Source organism: Bacillus sp. SIMBA_154 (assembly GCF_046536015.1).
In the GTDB taxonomy this organism is placed as follows: Bacteria; Bacillota; Bacilli; order Bacillales; family Bacillaceae; genus Bacillus; species Bacillus pumilus_P.
Window position 1 is genome coordinate 1 of the sequence record NZ_JAWJBV010000385.1, and the last position, 259, is coordinate 259.

A 259-nucleotide genomic window follows, 5' to 3' on the forward strand; every position below is an offset into this window, starting at 1 on the left:
GGGATCAATACGACATAACCCAGCTCAGATGCTGTGTTTGATAAAATAGCAGCGAATACCACCATAAAGGTAACTAAGCGTTTAGATGCACCCATAACCATGCCACGCATTGCCGCAGACAATAACCCTGAATGCTCGGCAACACTTACACCTAATAGCGCCACTAACACCGTACCTAATGGGGCAAAGCTGGTAAAGTTAGTTACCAATCCCGTTACAATACGCTGTAAGCCCTCGGCACTGAGTAAGCTAACGACTT

At 46.3% G+C, this 259-nt stretch carries 1 protein-coding gene; it reads right to left on the minus strand.

Annotated features, from left to right (window positions below):
* Window positions 1-259, minus strand: a 259-nt coding sequence (locus R0K30_RS22475; RefSeq protein ID WP_410613118.1) for an AbgT family transporter, incomplete at both ends; no start/stop codon positions are given.